This is a genomic window from Pseudomonas sp. FH4, from assembly GCF_000510915.2.
GTDB lineage: Bacteria > Pseudomonadota > Gammaproteobacteria > Pseudomonadales > Pseudomonadaceae > Aquipseudomonas > Aquipseudomonas brenneri.
This window is the reverse complement of record NZ_AOHN01000016.1, coordinates 184567-204964: the sequence shown is the minus strand read 5'-3', so window position 1 is coordinate 204964 and position 20398 is coordinate 184567. Positions and strand designations below refer to the sequence as shown.

The following is a 20398-nucleotide window of genomic DNA, read 5'->3' as shown; positions in this document are numbered from 1 at the left end:
CTATTGATAGCGGCTTTAACCACATCACCGTGCTGCTTGACGAAGCCGTCGAGGCTCTCGCCGTGCGCCCTGATGGCTGCTATCTGGATGGCACATTCGGGCGCGGCGGGCACAGTCGCTTGATCCTCAGCCAGCTTGGCCCGGAGGGCAAACTCCTCGGGTTCGACAAGGATCCCCAGGCGATTGCCACCGGGCAAGCGCTAGCGGCCGAAGACGGCCGCTTTGTCGTTGTGCAGCGCAGCTTTGCCGAGCTGGGCGCGGAAGTCGCCGAGCGGGGCATGGCGGGCAAGGTGGCCGGGGTCTTGCTGGACCTGGGCGTGTCTTCGCCGCAGTTGGACGACCCTGAGCGCGGCTTCAGTTTCATGAATGATGGTCCGCTCGATATGCGCATGGACCCGAGCCGTGGCATCAGTGCTGCGCAGTTCATCGCCAGTGCGCCCCACGAAGAAATTACCCGCGTGTTCAAGGAATACGGCGAAGAGCGTTTCGCCGGCCGCATGGCGCGTGCCGTGGTCGAGCGCCGGGAAATCCAGCCGTTCGAACGCACTGCCGACCTGGCCGAAGTGCTGAAAGTCGCCAACCCTGCGTGGGAAAAGGGCAAAAACCCGGCGACCCGTGCCTTCCAGGGCCTGCGCATTCACGTCAACAACGAACTGGGTGACCTGGAGGCTGGCCTTGAGGCTGCCCTGGAGTCCCTGGAAGTGGGTGGTCGCCTGGTGGTGATCAGTTTCCACTCCCTGGAAGACCGCATCGTCAAACTGTTCATGCGTCGTCTGGTCAAGGGCGAAACCGACAACCTGCCGCGCAACCTGCCGGTACGTTTCGAAGCCTTTGTGCCGAAAATCAAAATCCATGGCAAAGCGCAGTTCGCTTCCGAAGCCGAACTCAAGGCCAACCCACGTTCCCGTAGCGCCGTCATGCGCGTCGCGGAGAAGCTGCGGTGAGCAAGCTTTTCGCCAAGCCCCTTCCGGGCGGCAGCTTCTTTATGATGCTGCTGTATGTCGGCGTGCTGGTGTCCGCGATTGCGGTGTCCTACAGCGCCCACTGGAACCGTCAGTTGCTCAATAGCCTGTACGGCGAATTGAGCGTGCGCGACAAGGCGCAGGCGGAATGGGGTCGGCTGATTCTGGAGCAAAGCACCTGGACGGCCCACAGCCGGATCGAAGTGCTGGCTGCCGAGCAACTGAAGATGCACATTCCTGGCGCAGCAGAAGTACGCATGGTGGCGCCATGATGAAACTCGAAGGCGCACTCTACCCGTGGCGCTTCCGCGTCGTGCTGGGCTTGCTCGCATTGATGGTGGGCGCGATTGTCTGGCGCATCGTCGACTTGCAGGTGGTGGACCGCGACTTCCTGATCGGCCAGGGCGATGCCCGCAGCCTGCGGCATATCCCGATTCCTGCGCACCGCGGCCTGATCACCGACCGTAACGGCGAACCCCTGGCTGTCAGCACCCCGGTAACCACCCTGTGGGCCAACGCCAAGGAACTGCAAGTCGCCAAGGACAAGTGGACCGAGCTGGCCCACGCCCTCGGCCAGGACCCCAAGGCCCTCAAGGAACGTCTTGAGGCCCAGGCCAATAAAGAATTCATCTACCTGGTTCGCGGCCTCACCCCCGAGCAGGGTCAAGGCGTACTCGACCTGAAAATCCCCGGTGTCTATGGCATCGAGGAATTCCGTCGTTTCTACCCGGCCGGTGAAACCACTGCCCACATGGTCGGCTTCACCGACATTGATGATCATGGCCGCGAAGGGGTGGAACTTGCCTACGACGAGTGGCTGGCCGGGGTTCCCGGCAAGCGGCAGGTCATCAAGGATCGGCGCGGCAGACTGATCAAGGATGTCCAAGTCACCAAAAACGCCAAGGCCGGTAAGCCCTTGGCGTTGTCGATTGACCTGCGTTTGCAATACCTGGCCAACCGTGAGCTGCGCAACGCGATCATCGAGAACGGCGCCAAGGCCGGCAGCCTGGTGATCATGGATGTGAAGACCGGCGAGATCCTGGCCATGGTCAACCAGCCGACCTATAACCCGAACAACCGTCGCAACCTGCAACCGGCGATGATGCGCAACCGCGCGATGATCGACGTGTTCGAGCCGGGCTCGACCATGAAAGCCATCTCCATGAGTGCGGCCCTGGAAAGCGGGCGCTGGAAGCCGACCGACAAGGTCGAGGTGTATCCAGGCACCCTGCAGTTGGGCAAATACACCATTCGCGACGTATCGCGCAGCGAAGGCCCGGTGCTGGACCTGACCGGCATCCTGATCAATTCCAGTAACGTGGGCATGAGTAAAGTCGCCTTTGATATCGGCGGCGAGACCATCTACCACCTGGCGCAGAAGATCGGCCTGGGCCAGCCCACCGGCCTGGACTTCCCGGGCGAGCGCGTCGGCAACCTGCCCAACTACCGTGAGTGGCGCAAGGCCGAGACTGCGACCCTGTCCTACGGCTATGGCCTGTCGGTGACGGCGATCCAGTTGGCCCATGCTTTTTCCGTGCTGGCCAACAATGGCCGCATGACGCCGTTGAGCCTGATCCACGTGGACGAAGCGCCGAAATCCGAACAGGTCATCCCGGAAAACGTCGCCAAGACTATGCAGACCATGCTGCAACAGGTGATCGAGGCGCCGCGTGGTGTGTTCCGTGCACAGGTCCCGGCCTATCACGTGGCCGGCAAGTCCGGTACCGCGCGTAAGACTTCGGTGGGCACTAAGGGGTACGCGGAAAACTCCTACCGTTCGCTGTTCGCAGGCTTCGGTCCCATGAGCGATCCGCGCTATGCCATCGTCGTGGTCATTGATGAGCCGAGCAAGGCCGGCTACTACGGCGGCCTGGTCTCGGCACCGGTATTCAGCAAAGTCATGTCCGGCACCCTGCGCTTGATGAACATCACGCCGGACAACCTGCCGCCGACCCAACAAGCCAACGCCGGACCACCGGCCGCAGCGGTAAAAGCCAATGGAGGGCGCGGCTGATGTCTCTTAGCCTGAACAAGATTTTCGCCCACGCTGGCCGCGATCTGTTGATTCGCGAACTGAGCCTGGACAGCCGCAATGTACGTGCCGGCGACCTGTTCCTGGCCGTGCCGGGTGGCAAACTCGATGGTCGTGCACACATTGCCGACGCCTTGCAGCGCGGTGCGGCAGCGGTGGCCTATGAAGTTGAAGGCGCCACCGTCCTGCCAATCACCGATGTGCCGCTGATCCCGGTCAAGGGCCTGGCGGCACAGCTGTCGGACATCGCCGGGCGCTTTTATGGCGACCCGAGCCGCCAGCTCAACCTGATTGGCGTTACCGGCACCAATGGCAAGACCAGCGTTACCCAGTTGGTGGCGCAGGCACTGGACCTGCTGGGTCAGCACTGCGGCATCGTCGGTACCCTGGGCACCGGTTTCTACGGCGCGCTGCAAAGCGGCCTGCACACCACGCCGAACCCGATTGCCGTGCAAGCGACCCTGGCCGACCTGAAAAAGGCCGGCGCCAAGGCGGTTGCCATGGAAGTTTCGTCCCATGGCCTGGATCAAGGCCGGGTGACCGCGCTGGCCTTCGACGTGGCGGTGATGACCAACCTGTCCCGCGACCACCTGGACTACCACGGCAACATGGAGGCCTACGCTGCGGCCAAGGCCAAGCTGTTCGGCTGGAATGACCTCAAGTGCCGGGTGGTCAACCTGGACGATGCATTCGGTCGCCAACTGGCCGCTGAAAAAAGTGAATCGCGCCTGATCAGCTACAGCCTGGAAGACTCCAGCGCCTACCTGTATTGCCGCGAAGCCCAGTTCAATGATGAAGGCGTGCTTGCAACGCTGGTCACGCCCCAGGGCGAGCATCACTTGCGCAGCACTTTGCTGGGCCGCTTCAACCTGAGCAATGTCCTTGCTGCCATCGGCGCTTTGCTGGGCCTGGATTACGCCCTGGATGAAATCCTGCGCGTACTGCCCAAACTCGAAGGCCCGGCCGGGCGCATGCAGCGCCTGGGGGGCGGGACGCAACCGCTGGTGGTGGTCGATTACGCCCACACCCCGGATGCCCTGGAAAAAGTACTCGAAGCCCTGCGCCCGCACGCCAAGGGCAAGTTGCTGTGCATGTTCGGCTGCGGCGGTGACCGTGATCGCGGCAAGCGCCCCTTGATGGCCGAGATTGTCGAACGCCTGGCAGATGGTGTGCTGGTGACTGATGACAACCCGCGCAGCGAAGCGCCGAGCCAGATTTTCGATGATATTCGTGCAGGCTTCAAAGACGCCTCCCAGGTGACCTTTGTTGCCGGTCGCGGTGCTGCCATTGCCCAATTGATCGCCAGCGCCAGCGCAGACGACGTGGTGGTCCTGGCCGGTAAAGGGCATGAGGACTATCAGGAAATCAACGGCGAGCGCCATGCCTTCTCCGATCTGGTCGAGGCTGATCACGCCTTGACCGCATGGGAGGTTGCCCATGCTTAAGGCCATGACATTCAGCGAACTGACCCAGGCCCTGGCGGCCCGCGTCCTGTCGAGCGATTGCAGTTTCGACGGCGTCAGCATCGACAGTCGTGCGATCAAACCGGGGCAATTGTTTGTTGCGCTGGCCGGACCGCGTTTCGACGGTCATGACTACCTGAACGAAGTGGCCGCCAAGGGCGCGGTCGGCGCTCTGGTGCAGCGCGAAGTGGCTGATTCGACCTTGCCGCAATTGCTGGTGGCCGATACGCGCCTGGCCCTTGGCCAGCTGGGGGCCCTTAACCGCGCAGCGTTTACCAACCCGGTGGCTGCGATCACCGGTTCCAGTGGCAAAACCACGGTCAAGGAATTGCTCGCCGGTATCTTGCGCACGCGCGGGCCGGTGCTGGCCACCCGTGGCAACCTCAATAACGATTTTGGCGCACCGCTGACCCTGCTCGAACTGGCCCCGGAACACACTGCGGCGGTGATCGAGTTGGGCGCGTCGCGCATTGGCGAAATTGCCTACACCGTGGCCATGACCCGGCCGCAAGTCGCCATTATCAACAACGCGGGTACCGCCCATGTTGGCGAGTTTGGTGGCCCCGAGAAAATTGTCGAAGCCAAGGGCGAAATCCTTGAAGGCCTCGACGCTTCGGGCACCGCGGTACTGAACCTGGACGACAAGGCTTTCGAAACCTGGCGTGTACGTGCCGCCGGTCGCAAGGTCCTGACCTTTGCCGTGCATAACGCCGCCGCTGATTTCCACGCCTCGCGCATCACCGTCGATGCCCGTGGCTGCCCGGCCTTCACCCTGCACAGCCCGCAAGGTGACGAGCACGTCCAACTGAATCTGTTGGGTAACCATAACGTGGCCAATGCCCTGGCCGCAGCGGCTGCGGCTTATGCCCTGGGCGTGTCGCTGTTCGGGATTGCCACGGGTCTTGGCGCCGTGCAACCGGTCAAGGGCCGCACTGTTGCGCAGTTGACCAGCAGCGGCATCCGGGTGATCGACGATACCTACAACGCCAACCCGTCCTCGATCTGTGCCGCCGTCGACCTGTTGACAGGTTTTACCGGGCGCAAGGTGTTGGTGCTTGGCGATATTGGTGAGCTGGGCGAGTGGGCCGAGCAAGGCCATCGTGAAGTCGGCGCCTATGCCGCCGGCAAGGTCGACGCACTGTATGCCGTGGGCACGAATATGGCCCACGCCGTAGCTGCGTTTGGCTCCGCTGCCCGGCATTTCGCGACCCAGGCTGAATTGATCCAGGCGCTGGTCGGCGCCGAACAAGAAAAACACACAACCATTTTGATCAAGGGATCGCGCAGCGCGGTGATGGAAAACGTCGTCGCGGCCTTGTGTGGCTCAAGTACGGAGAAACATTAATGCTGCTGCTGCTGGCTGAGTATCTGCAACAGTTCCACAAAGGCTTCGCGGTCTTTCAGTACCTGACCCTGCGCGGGATCCTGGGTGTGCTGACCGCGCTGTCGTTGTCGCTGTTTCTGGGGCCATGGATGATCCGTACTCTGCAAAACCTGCAGATCGGCCAGTCCGTGCGCAATGACGGCCCGCAGTCGCATCTGTCCAAGTCTGGCACGCCGACCATGGGCGGGGCGTTGATCCTGTCGTCCATCGGTGTCAGCACCTTGCTCTGGGCCGACCTGGCCAACCGCTACGTGTGGGTGGTGTTGCTGGTGACCCTGTTCTTCGGTGCCATCGGCTGGGTCGATGACTACCGCAAAGTGATCGAGAAGAACTCCAAGGGCCTGCCAAGCCGCTGGAAGTACTTCTGGCAATCGGTATTCGGCCTGGGCGCGGCGATCTTCCTTTATATGACTGCGCCAAGTGCGGTGGAAACCACCCTGCTGATTCCGATGCTCAAGGATGTGAGTATCCCGTTGGGCGTCGGCTTCGTAGTGCTGACCTACTTTGTGATCGTCGGCTCCAGCAACGCGGTCAACCTGACTGATGGCCTCGATGGCCTGGCGATCATGCCGACGGTCATGGTGGGCGGCGCCCTGGGCATCTTCTGCTACCTGTCGGGTAACGTGAAATTCGCGGAGTACCTGCTGATCCCTTATGTACCGGGCGCAGGTGAGCTGATCGTATTCTGCGGCGCGCTGATCGGCGCCGGCCTGGGATTCCTGTGGTTCAACACCTACCCGGCGCAAGTGTTCATGGGCGACGTCGGCGCACTGGCGCTGGGCGCGGCCCTGGGCACCATTGCCGTGATCGTGCGCCAGGAAATCGTCCTGTTCATCATGGGCGGCGTGTTCGTGATGGAAACCCTGTCGGTAGTGATCCAGGTAGCGTCCTTCAAGTTGACCGGCCGCCGCGTGTTTCGTATGGCACCGATTCATCACCATTTTGAACTCAAGGGCTGGCCTGAGCCGCGTGTGATTGTCCGTTTCTGGATCATCACCGTGATTCTTGTGCTGGTTGGCCTTGCCACCCTGAAACTGAGGTAGAAACGAGTGTCCCTGATCGCTTCTGACCACTTCCGCATCGTTGTCGGCCTCGGCAAGAGCGGCATGTCCCTGGTTCGCTTCCTGGCGAACCGGGGCACGTCGTTTGCCGTGGCCGATACGCGGGAAAATCCACCGGAGCTGGTCACGCTGCGCCGTGACTACCCGCACGTGGAAGTGCGTTGTGGCGAGTTGGATGTCGAGTTTCTGTGCCGTGCCGACGAGCTCTACGTGAGCCCGGGCCTGGCCCTGGCTACACCGGCCCTGCAAGCCGCCGCAGCGCGTGGCGTGAAGTTGTCTGGCGATATCGAGTTGTTTGCCCGCAACGCCAAGGCGCCGATCGTGGCGATCAGCGGCTCCAACGCCAAGAGCACCGTCACTACCCTGGTCGGCGAGATGGCGGCAGCGGCCGGCAAGCGCGTGGCCGTGGGCGGTAACCTCGGTACGCCGGCGCTGGACCTGCTCAGCGACGATATCGAGCTGTACGTCATGGAGCTGTCTAGCTTCCAGCTGGAGACTACCGATCAACTCGGCGCCGAAGTGGCCACCGTGTTGAACGTCAGCGAAGACCATATGGACCGCTACAGCGGCCTGCCGGCTTATCACCTGGCCAAGCACCGGATCTTCCGTGGTGCGCGGCAAGTGGTGGTCAATCGCCAGGATGCCCTGAGTCGTCCGCTGATGGGCGAGGGTCTGCCGTGCTGGACCTTCGGCTTGAGCAAGCCCGATTTCAAGGCCTTTGGTATCCGGGAAGAGAGTGGCGAGAAATACCTGGCCTTCGAATTCCAGAACCTGATGCCGGTGCGTGAACTGAAGATCCGTGGCGCCCATAACCAATCCAATGCCCTGGCGGCCTTGGCACTGGGGCACGCGGTCGGCTTGCCGTTCGACGCGATGTTGTCGAGCCTGCGCACCTTTGCCGGCCTCGAACACCGCTGCCAGTGGGTACGCGACCTCGATGGCGTGAGCTACTACAACGACTCCAAGGCCACCAACGTCGGTGCCGCACTGGCCGCCATTGAAGGCCTGGGCGCCGATATCGACGGCAAGCTGGTGCTGATCGCCGGTGGCGATGGCAAGGGTGCCGACTTCAAGGACCTCAAGAGCCCGGTGGCTGCCCATTGCCGTGCGGTGGTGCTGATGGGCCGTGACAGCGACTTGATCGCTGCTGCCCTGGGCGACGCTGTGCCGCAAGTGCGCGCCACCTCGCTGGACGACGCCATCGCCCAATGCCGCGGCCTGGCCCAGCCGGGCGATGCGGTGCTGCTGTCGCCAGCCTGCGCGAGTTTCGACATGTTCAAGAACTACGAAGAGCGCGGCCAGTTGTTCGCCCGCGCCGTGGAGGGCTTGGCATGAGTCTGGACCTGAAAAACATCATCAAGCCGTACCCGTCGCCAATCATTACCGGGCGCGGGATCGACCTCGACTTCCCGATGCTCGCCGGTTGCCTGGCGTTGCTGGGCCTGGGCCTGGTGATGATCACCTCGGCGTCCTCGGAAGTGGCCGCCGTGCAGTCGGGCAACACCCTGTACCACATGATCCGCCACCTGATTTACCTGGTGATCGGTCTCGGTGCCTGCATCGTCACCATGATGATTCCTATCGCCACCTGGCAGCGCCTGGGTTGGCTGATGCTGATCGGCGCCTTCGGCTTGCTGGTGATGGTGATCGTCCCCGGTATCGGCCGTGAAGTGAATGGTTCGATGCGCTGGATTGGCTTCGGTGCCTTCAACGTGCAGCCCTCGGAAATTGCCAAGGTATTCGTGGTGATTTACCTGGCCGGCTACCTCGTGCGCCGGCAGAAAGAAGTGCGCGAAAGCTGGATGGGCTTTTTCAAGCCGTTCATCGTGCTGCTGCCCATGGCCGGCCTGCTGTTGATGGAGCCGGACTTCGGCGCCACCGTGGTGATGATGGGCGCGGCTGCGGCGATGCTGTTCCTCGGTGGCGTGGGCCTGTTCCGCTTTGCCTTGATGGTCGGGCTGGCGGTTGCCGCCGTGACGATCCTGGTCCAGGCGCAACCCTATCGGATGGCGCGACTGATCACCTTTACCGACCCCTGGTCCGACCAGTTCGGTTCCGGCTACCAGTTGACCCAGGCACTGATCGCCTTCGGTCGCGGCGAGTGGTTGGGCGTGGGCCTGGGCAACAGTGTGCAGAAGCAGTTCTACCTGCCGGAAGCGCATACCGACTTCGTGTTCTCGGTCCTCGCCGAAGAGCTGGGCGTGGTTGGCTCCCTGGCCACCGTCGGGCTGTTCGTGTTCGTCTGCGTGCGGGCCATGTACATCGGCCTGTGGGCCGAGAAAGCCAAACAATTCTTTGCTGCCTATGTAGCGTACGGCCTGGCCTTCCTGTGGATCGGCCAGTTCCTGATCAACATCGGCGTGAACGTCGGCCTGCTGCCGACCAAGGGCCTGACCTTGCCGTTCCTCAGCTACGGCGGCAGCTCGTTGGTGATCTGCTGTGCCTGTCTCGGCTTGTTGCTGCGTATCGAATGGGAGAGTCGAACCCATTTGGGCAGCGAAGAGATGGAATTCAGCGAGAGCGACTTTGCCGAGGAGCCGACCCATGGGCGCTAACGTGCTGATCATGGCTGGCGGCACCGGCGGCCACGTGTTCCCGGCGCTGGCCTGTGCCCGTGAGTTCCAGGCCCGTGGCTACACCGTGCATTGGCTGGGCACACCGCGTGGCATTGAAAATGAGTTGGTCCCGGCTGCCGGTTTGTCCCTGCACCTGATCAACGTCAGCGGCCTGCGCGGCAAGAGCAAGTTGTCACTGCTCAAGGCGCCGTTCGTGTTGCTCAAGGCGGTGTGGCAGGCGTGCAAGGTCATCCGTGAATTGAAACCGGTTTGTGTGCTGGGTTTTGGTGGCTATGTCACCGGTCCCGGCGGTGTGGCTGCGCGCTTGTGTGGTGTGCCAGTGATCGTCCACGAACAGAATGCCGTGGCCGGTACGGCCAACCGTCTGTTGGCGCCATTGGCCGCGCGGGTGTGCGAGGCGTTCCCGAATACGTTTGCGGCCATGGACAAGCGACGCACCACCGGCAACCCGGTGCGTACCGAACTGTTCATGGACATTACCCGCCAGGCCCTGGTCGGGCGCAAGGCTCACCTGCTGATCCTGGGCGGAAGCCTGGGCGCCGAGCCGTTGAACAAATTGCTGCCAGAAGCGCTGGCGCAACTGCCTGTGGACCTGCGTCCCGAGATCTTCCACCAGGCTGGCAAGAACCACGATGAAGTGACCGCTGGCCGCTACCGCGAGGCCGGGGTCGAGGCAACGGTAGAGCCCTTTATCAAAGACATGGCCCATGCCTATGGCTGGGCCGACCTGGTGGTCTGTCGCGCAGGTGCGTTGACCGTCAGTGAACTGGCTGCCGCCGGTCTGCCGTCCTTGCTGGTGCCTTTGCCCCACGCGATTGACGATCACCAGACCCGCAACGCCGAATATTTGGCCGCAGAGGGCGCTGCCTTCCTGCTGCCGCAAAGAACGACTGGCGCCGCCGACCTGGCCGCTCGCCTGACTGAGGTTTTGATGCAACCCGAACGACTGAACAGCATGGCGAGCACCGCAAGCCGCCTGGCCAAACCCGACGCCACCCGCAGCGTGGTCGATATCTGCCTGGAGGTGGCCCATGGTTGAGAATCAAAAAGCCATGCCGCAACCGGAAATGCGCCGCATCCGTCGCATCCACTTCGTCGGTATCGGCGGCGTGGGCATGTGCGGGATCGCCGAGGTGTTGCTGAACCTGGGTTACCAGGTTTCCGGCTCCGATCTCAAGACCTCGCCGGTCACCGAGCGCCTGGAATCGTTCGGCGCGCAGATCTTTATCGGCCACCGTGCCGAGAACGCCGCGCAAGCTGATGTACTGGTGGTTTCCAGCGCCGTGAACACCTCCAACCCGGAAGTGGCCACTGCCCTTGAACGCCGTATTCCGGTAGTGCCACGCGCCGAGATGCTGGCCGAGCTGATGCGCTACCGCCACGGCATCGCCGTCGCCGGTACCCACGGCAAGACCACCACCACCAGCCTGATCGCCTCGGTGTTCGCTGCCGGCGGCCTGGACCCGACTTTCGTGATCGGTGGCCGGCTGAATGCAGCAGGTACCAATGCACAACTGGGTACCAGCCGCTATCTGATCGCCGAAGCCGATGAAAGCGATGCCAGCTTCCTGCACCTGCAACCTTTGGTCGCCGTGGTCACCAACATCGACGCCGATCACATGGCGACCTACGACGGTGACTTCAACAAACTGAAGAAAACCTTCGTCGAGTTCCTGCACAACCTGCCGTTCTATGGCTTGGCCGTGCTGTGCCTGGACGATCCGGTGGTGCGTGAAATCCTGCCATTGGTCAAGCGCCCGACCGTGACCTACGGCTTCAGCGAAGATGCTGACGTGCGCGCGATCAATGTTCGCCAGCAAGGCATGCAGACGTTCTTCACCGTGCTGCGCCCGGATCGCGAACCGTTGGACGTGTCGGTGAACATGCCGGGCAACCACAATGTGCTCAATTCCCTGGCAACCATCTGCATTGCCACCGATGAAGGCGTCAGTGATGAAGCCATCGTCGAAGGCCTGTCGGGTTTTGCCGGCGTGGGCCGGCGTTTCCAGGTCTACGGCCAGTTGCCGGTAGAGGGCGGGGAAGTGATGCTGGTGGACGACTACGGTCACCATCCGACCGAAGTTGCGGCCGTGATCAAGGCTGTGCGCGGTGGTTGGCCGGAGCGTCGCCTGGTGATGGTCTACCAGCCGCACCGCTACAGCCGCACCCGCGACCTGTACGACGACTTTGTAAATGTATTGGCCGATGCCAACGTGTTGCTGCTGATGGAAGTCTACCCGGCCGGTGAAGAACCGATTCCCGGCGCCGACAGCCGCAAGCTGTGCAACAGCATCCGCCAGCGCGGCCAGTTGGACCCGATCTACATCGAGCGGGGTGTCGACCTGGCGCCAATCGTCAAGCCGCTGCTGCGCGCCGGCGACATCCTGCTGTGCCAGGGTGCCGGTGATATCGGCGGCCTTGCCCCTAAATTGTTGGCGAGCCCGCTCTTCGCCGTGGCCAAGGGGAAGTCGAAATGATCACTGACTACGGCTCCCTGTTCTCCACCATCGCGCCTGCCGATTTCGGCCGTGTGGCGGTGCTGTTCGGCGGCAAGAGTGCTGAGCGCGAAGTGTCGCTCAAGTCCGGCAATGCCGTGCTTGAAGCCCTGCAAAGTGCAGGCGTGAATGCCTTTGGTATCGACGTGGGCGATGACTTCCTCGCCCGCCTGCAGGCCGAGAAGATCGACCGCGCCTTTATCATCCTGCACGGCCGTGGCGGTGAAGACGGCAGCATGCAAGGCTTGCTGGAGTGCGCCGGCATTCCCTATACCGGCAGCGGCATCCTCGCCTCGGCACTGGCCATGGACAAGTTGCGCACCAAGCAGGTGTGGCACAGCCTGGGGATTCCGACCCCGCGTCACAGTGTGCTGTGCAGCGAAGACGATTGTATTTCTGCAGCCAAGGAACTGGGCCTGCCTTTGATCGTCAAACCTGCCCATGAAGGCTCCAGTATCGGCATGGCCAAAGTGAACTCGGCCGCCGAATTGATCGACGCATGGAAAGCGGCAAGTACCTACGATTCGCAAGTGTTGGTGGAACAGTGGATCCAGGGTCCCGAGTACACCATCGCCACCCTGCGTGGCCAGGTATTGCCGCCCATCGCATTGGGCACGCCCCACACCTTTTACGACTACGACGCCAAGTATGTGGCTTCCGATACCCAGTACCGGATCCCATGCGGCCTCGATGCAACCAAAGAGCAGGAATTGATGGACCTCACGGCGAAAGCCTGTGAGGCGTTGGGTATCGCCGGTTGGGCGCGGGCAGACGTGATGCAGGATGACCAGGGGGATTTCTGGTTCCTTGAAGTCAACACTGCGCCGGGCATGACCGACCACAGCCTGGTCCCCATGGCTGCACGCGCAGCCGGCCTGGATTTCCAGCAGTTGGTGCTGGCAATTCTGGCGGCTAGCTATATAGAGGCACGAGGTTAAGACCATGCAAGGCGCATCGCTTCGTCATCAGCAACCCGCTCCCGGCCGCAAGCCGGTGCCGCGTGGTGCCAGTCGAATGGTGGCTAAAGAGCCGATGTCGGCGCGCCTGCCGAAAGCCAACTTTGGTTTTCTCAAGGCCTTGTTCTGGCCGGTGCTGCTGGTGGCGCTGGGCTTTGGTACCTATGAAGGTGCGCAGCGCCTGTTGCCGTATGCCGACCGCCCGATCACCAAGATCAGCGTGCAAGGCGACTTGAGCTACATCAGCCAGCAAGCGGTGCAGCAGCGGATCGCGCCTTTTGTCGCGGCGAGCTTCTTCACCATCGACCTGGCAGGCATGCGTGCCGAACTGGAACAGATGCCGTGGATTGCCCACGCCGAAGTACGGCGCGTGTGGCCGGATCAAGTGACGATCCGCCTGGAAGAGCAACTGCCCGTGGCCCGTTGGGGCGACGAAGCGCTGTTGAACAACCAGGGCCAGGCGTTCAACCCGCGTGAGCTGGCCAACTACGAGCATTTGCCGCAGTTGTTCGGACCGCAACGGGCACAGCAGCAAGTGATGCAGCAGTACCAGGCGTTGAGCCAGATGCTGCGGCCACTGGGCTTCTCCATTGCGCGCCTGGAATTGCGCGAGCGGGGCAGTTGGTTCCTGACCACCGGGGCAGGCAGTTCCGGCCCGGGCATCGAGTTGTTGCTGGGACGCGACCACTTGGTGGAGAAGATGCGCCGCTTTATCGCCATCTACGACAAAACCCTGAAAGAACAGATTACGAACATTGCGAGCATCGACCTGCGTTACGCCAACGGCCTGGCCGTTAGCTGGCGCGAACCGGCTGCGCCCACGGCAGCGCAACCCGCTGTCGCGAAGAATTAAGAAGAGGCAGGACCCATGGCAAACGTGCAAAGCGGCAAAATGATCGTCGGTCTCGATATCGGCACCTCCAAGGTGGTGGCGCTGGTAGGCGAGGTCGCGGACGACGGCACGCTGGAAATCGTCGGAATCGGCACGCATCCGTCCCGGGGCCTGAAGAAGGGCGTGGTGGTCAATATCGAATCCACCGTGCAGTCGATCCAGCGCGCTATCGAAGAAGCGCAGTTGATGGCTGGCTGCCGGATTCACTCGGCATTCGTCGGTGTGGCAGGCAATCACATCCGCAGCTTGAACTCCCACGGCATCGTGGCGATCCGCGACCGTGAAGTCAGCTCGGCTGACCTGGAGCGCGTATTGGACGCGGCCCAGGCCGTGGCTATCCCGGCTGACCAGCGCGTGTTGCACACCCTGCCGCAGGACTATGTGATCGACAACCAGGAAGGTGTTCGCGAGCCCCTGGGCATGTCGGGCGTACGTCTGGAAGCCAAGGTCCACGTGGTGACCTGCGCCGTGAATGCTGCACAGAACATTGAAAAATGCGTGCGCCGCTGCGGCCTGGAAATCGATGACATCATTCTTGAGCAACTGGCCTCGGCCTACTCGGTATTGACCGACGACGAAAAAGAACTGGGCGTATGCCTGGTGGACATCGGTGGCGGCACCACCGACATCGCAATCTTCACCGAAGGTGCGATCCGTCACACCGCGGTGATCCCGATTGCCGGCGACCAGGTGACCAACGACATCGCCATGGCGCTGCGTACACCGACCCAGTACGCCGAAGAAATCAAGATTCGCTACGCCTGCGCCCTGGCCAAGCTGGCCGGTGCCGGTGAAACCATCAAGGTGCCAAGCGTGGGCGATCGTCCACCGCGCGAACTGTCGCGCCAGGCCCTGGCCGAAGTGGTCGAACCGCGCTACGACGAACTGTTCACCCTGATCCAGGCTGAACTGCGCCGCAGTGGCTACGAAGATCTGATCCCGGCCGGCATCGTGCTGACCGGCGGCACCTCGAAGATGGAAGGCGCGGTCGAACTGGCCGAGGAAATCTTCCACATGCCTGTGCGCCTGGGCGTGCCCCATGGCGTCAAGGGCCTGGGCGACGTGGTGCGCAACCCGATTTACTCCACCGGTGTGGGCTTGCTGTTGTACGGCCTGCAAAAGCAGACCGACGGCATTTCCCTGTCGGGCATTGGCAGCCGCGAAAGCTACAGCAGTGACGAGCCGAAAGCGCCGTTGCTGGAGCGCCTGCAAGCCTGGGTGAAGGGCAATTTCTAAAGATTTACCGCAACACCGTTTCAAGTAGTAGGCGAAAAAACTAGAGAAATGAAAGGAGAGGGAAAATGTTCGAACTCGTAGACAACATCCCCGCAAGCCCGGTTATCAAAGTAATCGGTGTCGGCGGTGGCGGCGGCAACGCTGTCAACCATATGGTCAAGAGCAACATTGAAGGCGTTGAATTCATCTGCGCCAACACTGATGCCCAGGCGCTCAAAAGCATCGGCGCGCGGACCATCCTGCAATTGGGCACCGCGGTGACCAAGGGCCTCGGCGCTGGTGCCAATCCGGAAGTCGGCCGTCAAGCCGCCCTGGAAGACCGCGAGCGTATTGCCGAAGTGCTGCAAGGCACCAACATGGTGTTCATCACCACTGGCATGGGCGGCGGTACCGGTACCGGTGCAGCACCGATCATTGCCGAAGTGGCCAAGGAAATGGGGATCCTGACGGTTGCAGTCGTGACCCGTCCGTTCCCGTTCGAAGGCCGCAAGCGCATGCAGATCGCCGACGAGGGTATCCGTCTGCTGTCTGAAAGCGTTGACTCGTTGATCACCATCCCCAACGAGAAACTGCTGACCATTCTCGGTAAAGACGCAAGCCTGCTGTCGGCTTTCGCCAAGGCCGATGACGTACTGGCCGGTGCCGTTCGCGGTATCTCCGACATCATCAAGCGTCCGGGCATGATCAACGTCGACTTTGCCGACGTACGTACCGTGATGAGCGAAATGGGCATGGCGATGATGGGCACTGGCTGCGCCAGCGGTCCGAACCGTGCACGTGAAGCCACCGAAGCGGCCATCCGCAACCCGTTGCTCGAAGACGTGAACCTGCAAGGTGCACGCGGCATCCTGGTGAACATCACCGCAGGTCCCGACCTGTCCCTGGGTGAGTACTCCGACGTGGGTAGCATCATCGAAGCCTTCGCTTCCGAGCACGCGATGGTCAAGGTCGGTACTGTTATCGATCCAGACATGCGCGACGAACTGCATGTGACCGTGGTTGCCACTGGCCTGGGCGCAAAAATCGAGAAGCCTGTGAAGGTCATCGACAATACCGTTCACACCAGCCAGGCGTCTTCGACTGCCGCTCCAGCGCCTGTGCGCCCGGAAATGCCGTCGGTGAACTACCGTGACCTGGATCGCCCGACCGTGATGCGCAACCAGGCTCAGGCCGGTGCTGCTGCGTCCCGTAGCCCGAATCCGCAAGATGATCTGGATTACCTGGACATCCCGGCTTTCCTGCGTCGTCAGGCCGATTAATGGAATGTATCAGGGCTATGAAGGTGATTGGTGTTCAGCAAAGGTCTGGTCTGTTATTATCGCCAGCCTTTGTTGATACCAGTTCGCAATTTGCGCTGAAGCGGTCCAAGCCATGATTAAACAACGCACCCTGAAGAATATTATCCGTGCCACAGGTGTAGGTCTGCACTCCGGGGAGAAGGTATACCTGACCCTCAAGCCCGCACCTGTCGACACCGGCATCGTGTTTGTTCGTGCCGACCTGGACCCTGTGGTGCAGATTCCTGCTCGCGCGGAAAACGTTGGCGAAACCACCATGTCGACCACATTGGTCAACGGTGACGTCAAAGTGGACACGGTGGAGCACTTGCTCTCGGCCATGGCTGGCCTGGGCATCGATAACGCCTACGTCGAGCTCTCCGCGTCTGAAGTCCCGATCATGGATGGTAGCGCTGGACCTTTCGTATTCCTGATTCAATCTGCCGGCCTGGAAGAACAGGACGCAGCCAAGAAGTTCATTCGCATTCTGCGGGAAGTGACAGTAGAAGACGGCGACAAGCGCGCCACCTTCGTCCCGTTCGAAGGCTTTAAAGTGAGCTTTGAGATCGATTTCGATCACCCGGTATTCCGTGACCGCACCCAAAGTGCAAGCGTGGATTTTTCCAGCACTTCGTTCGTAAAAGAAGTCAGCCGCGCCCGTACCTTTGGTTTCATGAGTGACATCGAGTACCTGCGCAAGCACAACCTCGCACTCGGCGGCAGCGTGGAAAACGCCATCGTGGTCGACGCGGATGGTGTACTGAACGAAGACGGCCTTCGCTATGAAGACGAATTCGTGAAGCACAAGATCCTCGATGCAATTGGTGACCTCTACCTGCTGGGCAATAGCCTGATAGGCGAGTTCAAAGGCTTCAAGTCGGGCCATGCACTGAACAACCAGCTCCTGCGCAAGTTGATTGAGCAGAAAGATGCTTGGGAAGTCGTCACCTTCGAAGATGCCAGCACCGCACCGATCTCTTACATGCGTCCCGTTGCGGCGGTGTAAGTAACAACTCTCTTTCTTTAGTTTTTAAAGGCTGCCTTCGGGTGGCCTTTTTTTATAGCGCAATCAACCTGCGGCATCAACGGTACGGTTGCGCCCGCCATCCTTGGCCTCATACAGCGCCCGGTCGGCACTGAGCAGCAGTTCTTCCAATGACGCATTGCTGCGTTTGTGCCAGCTACTAAGGCCGATGCTCACGGTGACTGGCTGTGTATCCCCGGCCACCCGTGGCAAGTGCTCGACGCTGCTGCGGATATGCTCGGCAATCACCTGGGCGCCCTGGCTGTCGGTATTGGGCAGGATCACCGCAAACTCCTCACCGCCATAACGGGCCGCGAGGTCGGCGGGCCTGCGGATATTGCTCTCGATCACCTGAGCCACACTGCGCAGTGCTTCGTCACCACCCTGATGGCCATGGCGGTCGTTGAAGGCCTTGAAGTGGTCGACATCAATCATCAACAGGGTCAAGGGTTCGCCGGAGCGCTGGGCGCGATCCCATTCCAGGTTCAGGCGCTGGTCCAGTGTGCGGCGGTTGGCCAGGCCAGTGAGCGGGTCGGTAGCTGCCAGTTCTGACAGCACCCCTTCGGCACGATAGCGACGGCGCAACTCCATGCACAACATCCAGGTCAGCCACAGCAAACCGATGCACAACACCCCGGTGGCAGCGCTGATCAGCAGGGCGGCACGTTTCCAGGGGGCGAAGATCTCGTCGTTGGACAAGGCCACCACCACAATCAACGGCAGGGCACCGACATTGGAGAAGGTGTACAGGCGTCGTTGACGGTCGACGCTGGAGACGCTGCTAAAGCTGCCGTCGCGCTCGCGCAGGATCCGGGCAACGTTGGGTCGGGCGCTCAGGTCCTTGTTGATAATGTCCGGCTCCAGCAACGGCTGTTGCGCCAGCAGGATGCCCTGGTGATTGAGCAGGTTGATGGTGCTGTTGTTGCCAATGTTCAGGCTATTGAACAGTTGGTCAAAGTACGACAAACGCATGGACGCGACTGCGACGCCCATAAAGCGCCCGTCGGCGGACGACACACGGCGGCTGAAGGCAATGCGCCAGTTATCCTCACACACGCAGTGAGTCTGGAAGGGGCGGCTGATAAACAGCCCGAGCTCCGGGTTTTGACGGTGCACCTGGAAGTAGTCGCGGTCGGCAAAGTTGCCGGGCTTGGGCTTTAGTAGCGAAGAGTCGGCGATGACCTCGCCGGTCCTGTCCAGCAACAGGATATCGCCCTTGTAGCGTGCGGCCGTCGAGCGGTCGAACAACACCAGGTGGCGGATGTTGGCCGACACACCCTCTAGATCGCTACGCTCGGTGGCGGCGATCAGGCCCTTGAGGGACAGGTCATACAGTTCGACGTTCCGCAGCACATCGGCGTCGATCAGTTGGGTGATGGTGCTCGCCGTACGCTTGGCTGCCTGCAGGGTGTTGGCGTGTTCACGAATCAGCAGCACGGTCACGACACTGACGATCATCAGCACGGTGAGGCCGCTGCCCAGGATCAACATAAACTCCGGGCGACGGGTCGGGCGGGGCGGGCGTGCTGGGCTTGAGCTCATCGGGCGTACTTCTGCGTCGAGGATGCCCTTAGCGTAGTAGCAAGCCCGCAAAAGAGTGCAGAACAAGATGTAGGGGCCGACAAGCCGGCTCCTACAGTGCTACGGGTTAGAACACGTTGATTGGATAGTCGACGATCATCCGGTACTCATCCACATCCCGGTCCACCGCCGAGTAGCCATTGCTGCCACGGTTGGTCGCCCATTGCAGGCGCACCGCCAGGTCCTTGGCCTTGCCGCCCTGCACCACGTACTTGAGGTCGATGTCCCGTTCCCAGTGCTTGGCGTTCTTGCCGTCGGCGTTGTACCAGGCCGAGTAGCCACGGCTGTTGGGGTCGACCTTGGTCAGGTCGGTCTTGCCACTGATATAGGACACCGCCGAGGTCAGGCCAGGCAGGCCCAGACCTGCGAAGTCATAGGCGTACTTGAGCTTCCACGAACGCTCGTTGGGGCCGTTGAAGTCCGAGTACTGCTGGGAGTTGTCCAGGTACACGCTGTCGCCCTGGGCGATGTAGTCGAACGGCGTGTTGCCGTTGACCCGCTGGTACGCGGCGGTGACGCTGTGATTGCCCACGCCGACGGTGAAATGCAGGCTGTAGGTGTTGTTGTCGATATCCCCCAGCAGCGCATGCCCGGTGTCCTGGGTATGGTAGAAGTGCAGGCCCGGGTTGAGGCTGACCAGGTCATTGAGCGCGTAGGTGTAGTCCAGGTCGTAGTAGTACTGGTTCCACACGTCCTTGAGCTCGGAGGCGTACAGGTTGCTGGTCAGTCCTGGCAGGCCGCTCCAGGCCATGCCGGCCCAGTTCATGTGTTGGCTGCTTTCACCTTTGGGCAGCGCGCCATAGCTGGTGCCGATACGCCCATGGCCACTCTGGTTGTAGAGCTTGGCAAAGCTGGCCTGTCCACCTTCGAACATCCAGCCGTCCAGGCTGTGGTTGGTCAGGCTGACGCCACGAAAGGTCTCGGGCAGCATGCGAGTCATGCCACCGGCAATCACCGGGTTGTTGAGGAACAGGTCACCGGCTTTCAGCTCGGTATCGAAGGCGCGCATCTTGAGGGTGCCGCCACCGGTGGAAAACGACCCGGGCGCTTTGCCGCTGCCGCTGCCGTACGGCAGGATGCTGGAGCCATCGGTGCCGCCACCGCCGTCGAGTTTCAGGCCGAGCATGGCGTGGGCATCCAGGCCAAAACCCACGGTGCCTTGGGTGTAGCCGGATTCGAAGATACCGAGAAAACCCTGGCCCCATTCTTTGCTGTCATCGATATGAATGTCGCGGCGGTCGCGGTTCATGTAGTAGTTGCGGGTGTTGATGTTGAGCGTTGAGCCTTCGACGAAACCGTCGGCAGGTGGAGCGTCTGCCGCATGGGCGAGCGGGGAGATAGTTGCTGCAATCGCGAGGAATAACGGGGTGAATGTCAGCGCGGTTTTCACCGGGGAGCTCCTTTGGGTCAGTCTGAACGGCCAATGTCGTGGGGTGTTCCTGGCCTTTTTTACGGCAAA

Annotated in this window: 17 protein-coding genes; 15 read left to right on the top strand and 2 right to left on the bottom strand. The window is 61.6% G+C overall.

What is annotated here, in order from left to right; translation table 11 throughout:
- The first annotated feature begins 2 nt into the window (after positions 1-2).
- The 15 genes from rsmH (at position 3) to lpxC (ending at position 17340) form a co-directional block, all read left to right on the top strand.
- Complete coding sequence (gene rsmH, locus H097_RS12125; RefSeq protein ID WP_154842214.1) at positions 3-944, top strand: 16S rRNA (cytosine(1402)-N(4))-methyltransferase RsmH; 942 nt, start codon at positions 3-5, stop codon at positions 942-944.
- Positions 941-1234: a cell division protein FtsL gene (gene ftsL / locus H097_RS12120; protein ID WP_029297818.1), complete on the top strand. Its 294-nt coding sequence runs from the start codon at positions 941-943 to the stop codon at positions 1232-1234. Before rsmH ends, ftsL begins: the two co-directional genes overlap by 4 nt.
- Positions 1234-2976 (top strand): penicillin-binding protein 2, encoded by a 1743-nt coding sequence (locus H097_RS12115; RefSeq protein ID WP_167360833.1) that lies wholly within the window; start codon positions 1234-1236, stop codon positions 2974-2976. The genes ftsL and H097_RS12115 overlap by 1 nt, the downstream gene beginning before the upstream one ends.
- Entirely contained in the window at positions 2976-4439 is a 1464-nt protein-coding gene (locus tag H097_RS12110) for a UDP-N-acetylmuramoyl-L-alanyl-D-glutamate--2,6-diaminopimelate ligase (protein WP_032860044.1), read from the top strand. The genes H097_RS12115 and H097_RS12110 overlap by 1 nt, the downstream gene beginning before the upstream one ends.
- A complete protein-coding gene (gene murF / locus H097_RS12105; protein ID WP_032860043.1) occupies positions 4432-5802 on the top strand; it encodes a UDP-N-acetylmuramoyl-tripeptide--D-alanyl-D-alanine ligase in 1371 nt (456 codons plus the stop codon). The genes H097_RS12110 and murF overlap by 8 nt, the downstream gene beginning before the upstream one ends.
- Positions 5802-6884 carry a phospho-N-acetylmuramoyl-pentapeptide-transferase gene (mraY, locus tag H097_RS12100; protein ID WP_032860042.1) on the top strand — a complete coding sequence of 361 codons (1083 nt, stop codon included), beginning with the start codon at positions 5802-5804 and terminating at the stop codon, positions 6882-6884. The genes murF and mraY overlap by 1 nt, the downstream gene beginning before the upstream one ends.
- A gap of 6 nt (positions 6885-6890) precedes the next feature.
- The gene (gene murD / locus H097_RS12095) at positions 6891-8237 is read left to right on the top strand and encodes a UDP-N-acetylmuramoyl-L-alanine--D-glutamate ligase (protein ID WP_032860041.1); all 1347 of its coding nucleotides are present in this window, start codon (positions 6891-6893) and stop codon (positions 8235-8237) included.
- 8 nt (positions 8238-8245) lie between these two features.
- A complete protein-coding gene (gene ftsW / locus H097_RS12090) occupies positions 8246-9457 on the top strand; it encodes a putative lipid II flippase FtsW (RefSeq protein WP_162237642.1) in 1212 nt (403 codons plus the stop codon).
- Positions 9447-10517, top strand: a complete 1071-nt coding sequence (murG, locus tag H097_RS12085) for an undecaprenyldiphospho-muramoylpentapeptide beta-N-acetylglucosaminyltransferase (protein WP_032860040.1) — start codon at positions 9447-9449, stop codon at positions 10515-10517. Before ftsW ends, murG begins: the two co-directional genes overlap by 11 nt.
- Positions 10510-11955: a UDP-N-acetylmuramate--L-alanine ligase gene (gene murC, locus H097_RS12080; RefSeq protein ID WP_032860039.1), complete on the top strand. Its 1446-nt coding sequence runs from the start codon at positions 10510-10512 to the stop codon at positions 11953-11955. Before murG ends, murC begins: the two co-directional genes overlap by 8 nt.
- Positions 11952-12911 carry a D-alanine--D-alanine ligase gene (locus H097_RS12075; protein ID WP_032860038.1) on the top strand — a complete coding sequence of 320 codons (960 nt, stop codon included), beginning with the start codon at positions 11952-11954 and terminating at the stop codon, positions 12909-12911. Before murC ends, H097_RS12075 begins: the two co-directional genes overlap by 4 nt.
- A 4-nt stretch (positions 12912-12915) precedes the next feature.
- Positions 12916-13782 (top strand): cell division protein FtsQ/DivIB, encoded by an 867-nt coding sequence (locus tag H097_RS12070; protein ID WP_029297835.1) that lies wholly within the window; start codon positions 12916-12918, stop codon positions 13780-13782.
- Between the two features lie 15 nt (positions 13783-13797).
- Complete coding sequence (gene ftsA / locus H097_RS12065) at positions 13798-15057, top strand: cell division protein FtsA (RefSeq protein WP_029297837.1); 1260 nt, start codon at positions 13798-13800, stop codon at positions 15055-15057.
- A gap of 65 nt (positions 15058-15122) precedes the next feature.
- Entirely contained in the window at positions 15123-16316 is a 1194-nt protein-coding gene (gene ftsZ / locus H097_RS12060; protein WP_029297839.1) for a cell division protein FtsZ, read from the top strand.
- A gap of 112 nt (positions 16317-16428) precedes the next feature.
- Complete coding sequence (lpxC, locus tag H097_RS12055) at positions 16429-17340, top strand: UDP-3-O-acyl-N-acetylglucosamine deacetylase (protein WP_029297841.1); 912 nt, start codon at positions 16429-16431, stop codon at positions 17338-17340.
- A gap of 63 nt (positions 17341-17403) precedes the next feature.
- Here lpxC and H097_RS12050 read toward each other — a convergent pair whose 3' ends face one another.
- A complete protein-coding gene (locus H097_RS12050; protein WP_032860037.1) occupies positions 17404-18900 on the bottom strand; it encodes a diguanylate cyclase in 1497 nt (498 codons plus the stop codon).
- Between the two features lie 106 nt (positions 18901-19006).
- Positions 19007-20329, bottom strand: coding sequence for an OprD family porin (locus H097_RS12045; protein WP_032860036.1), 1323 nt, complete (start codon positions 20327-20329; stop codon positions 19007-19009).
- Between the last annotated feature and the right edge of the window lie 69 nt (positions 20330-20398).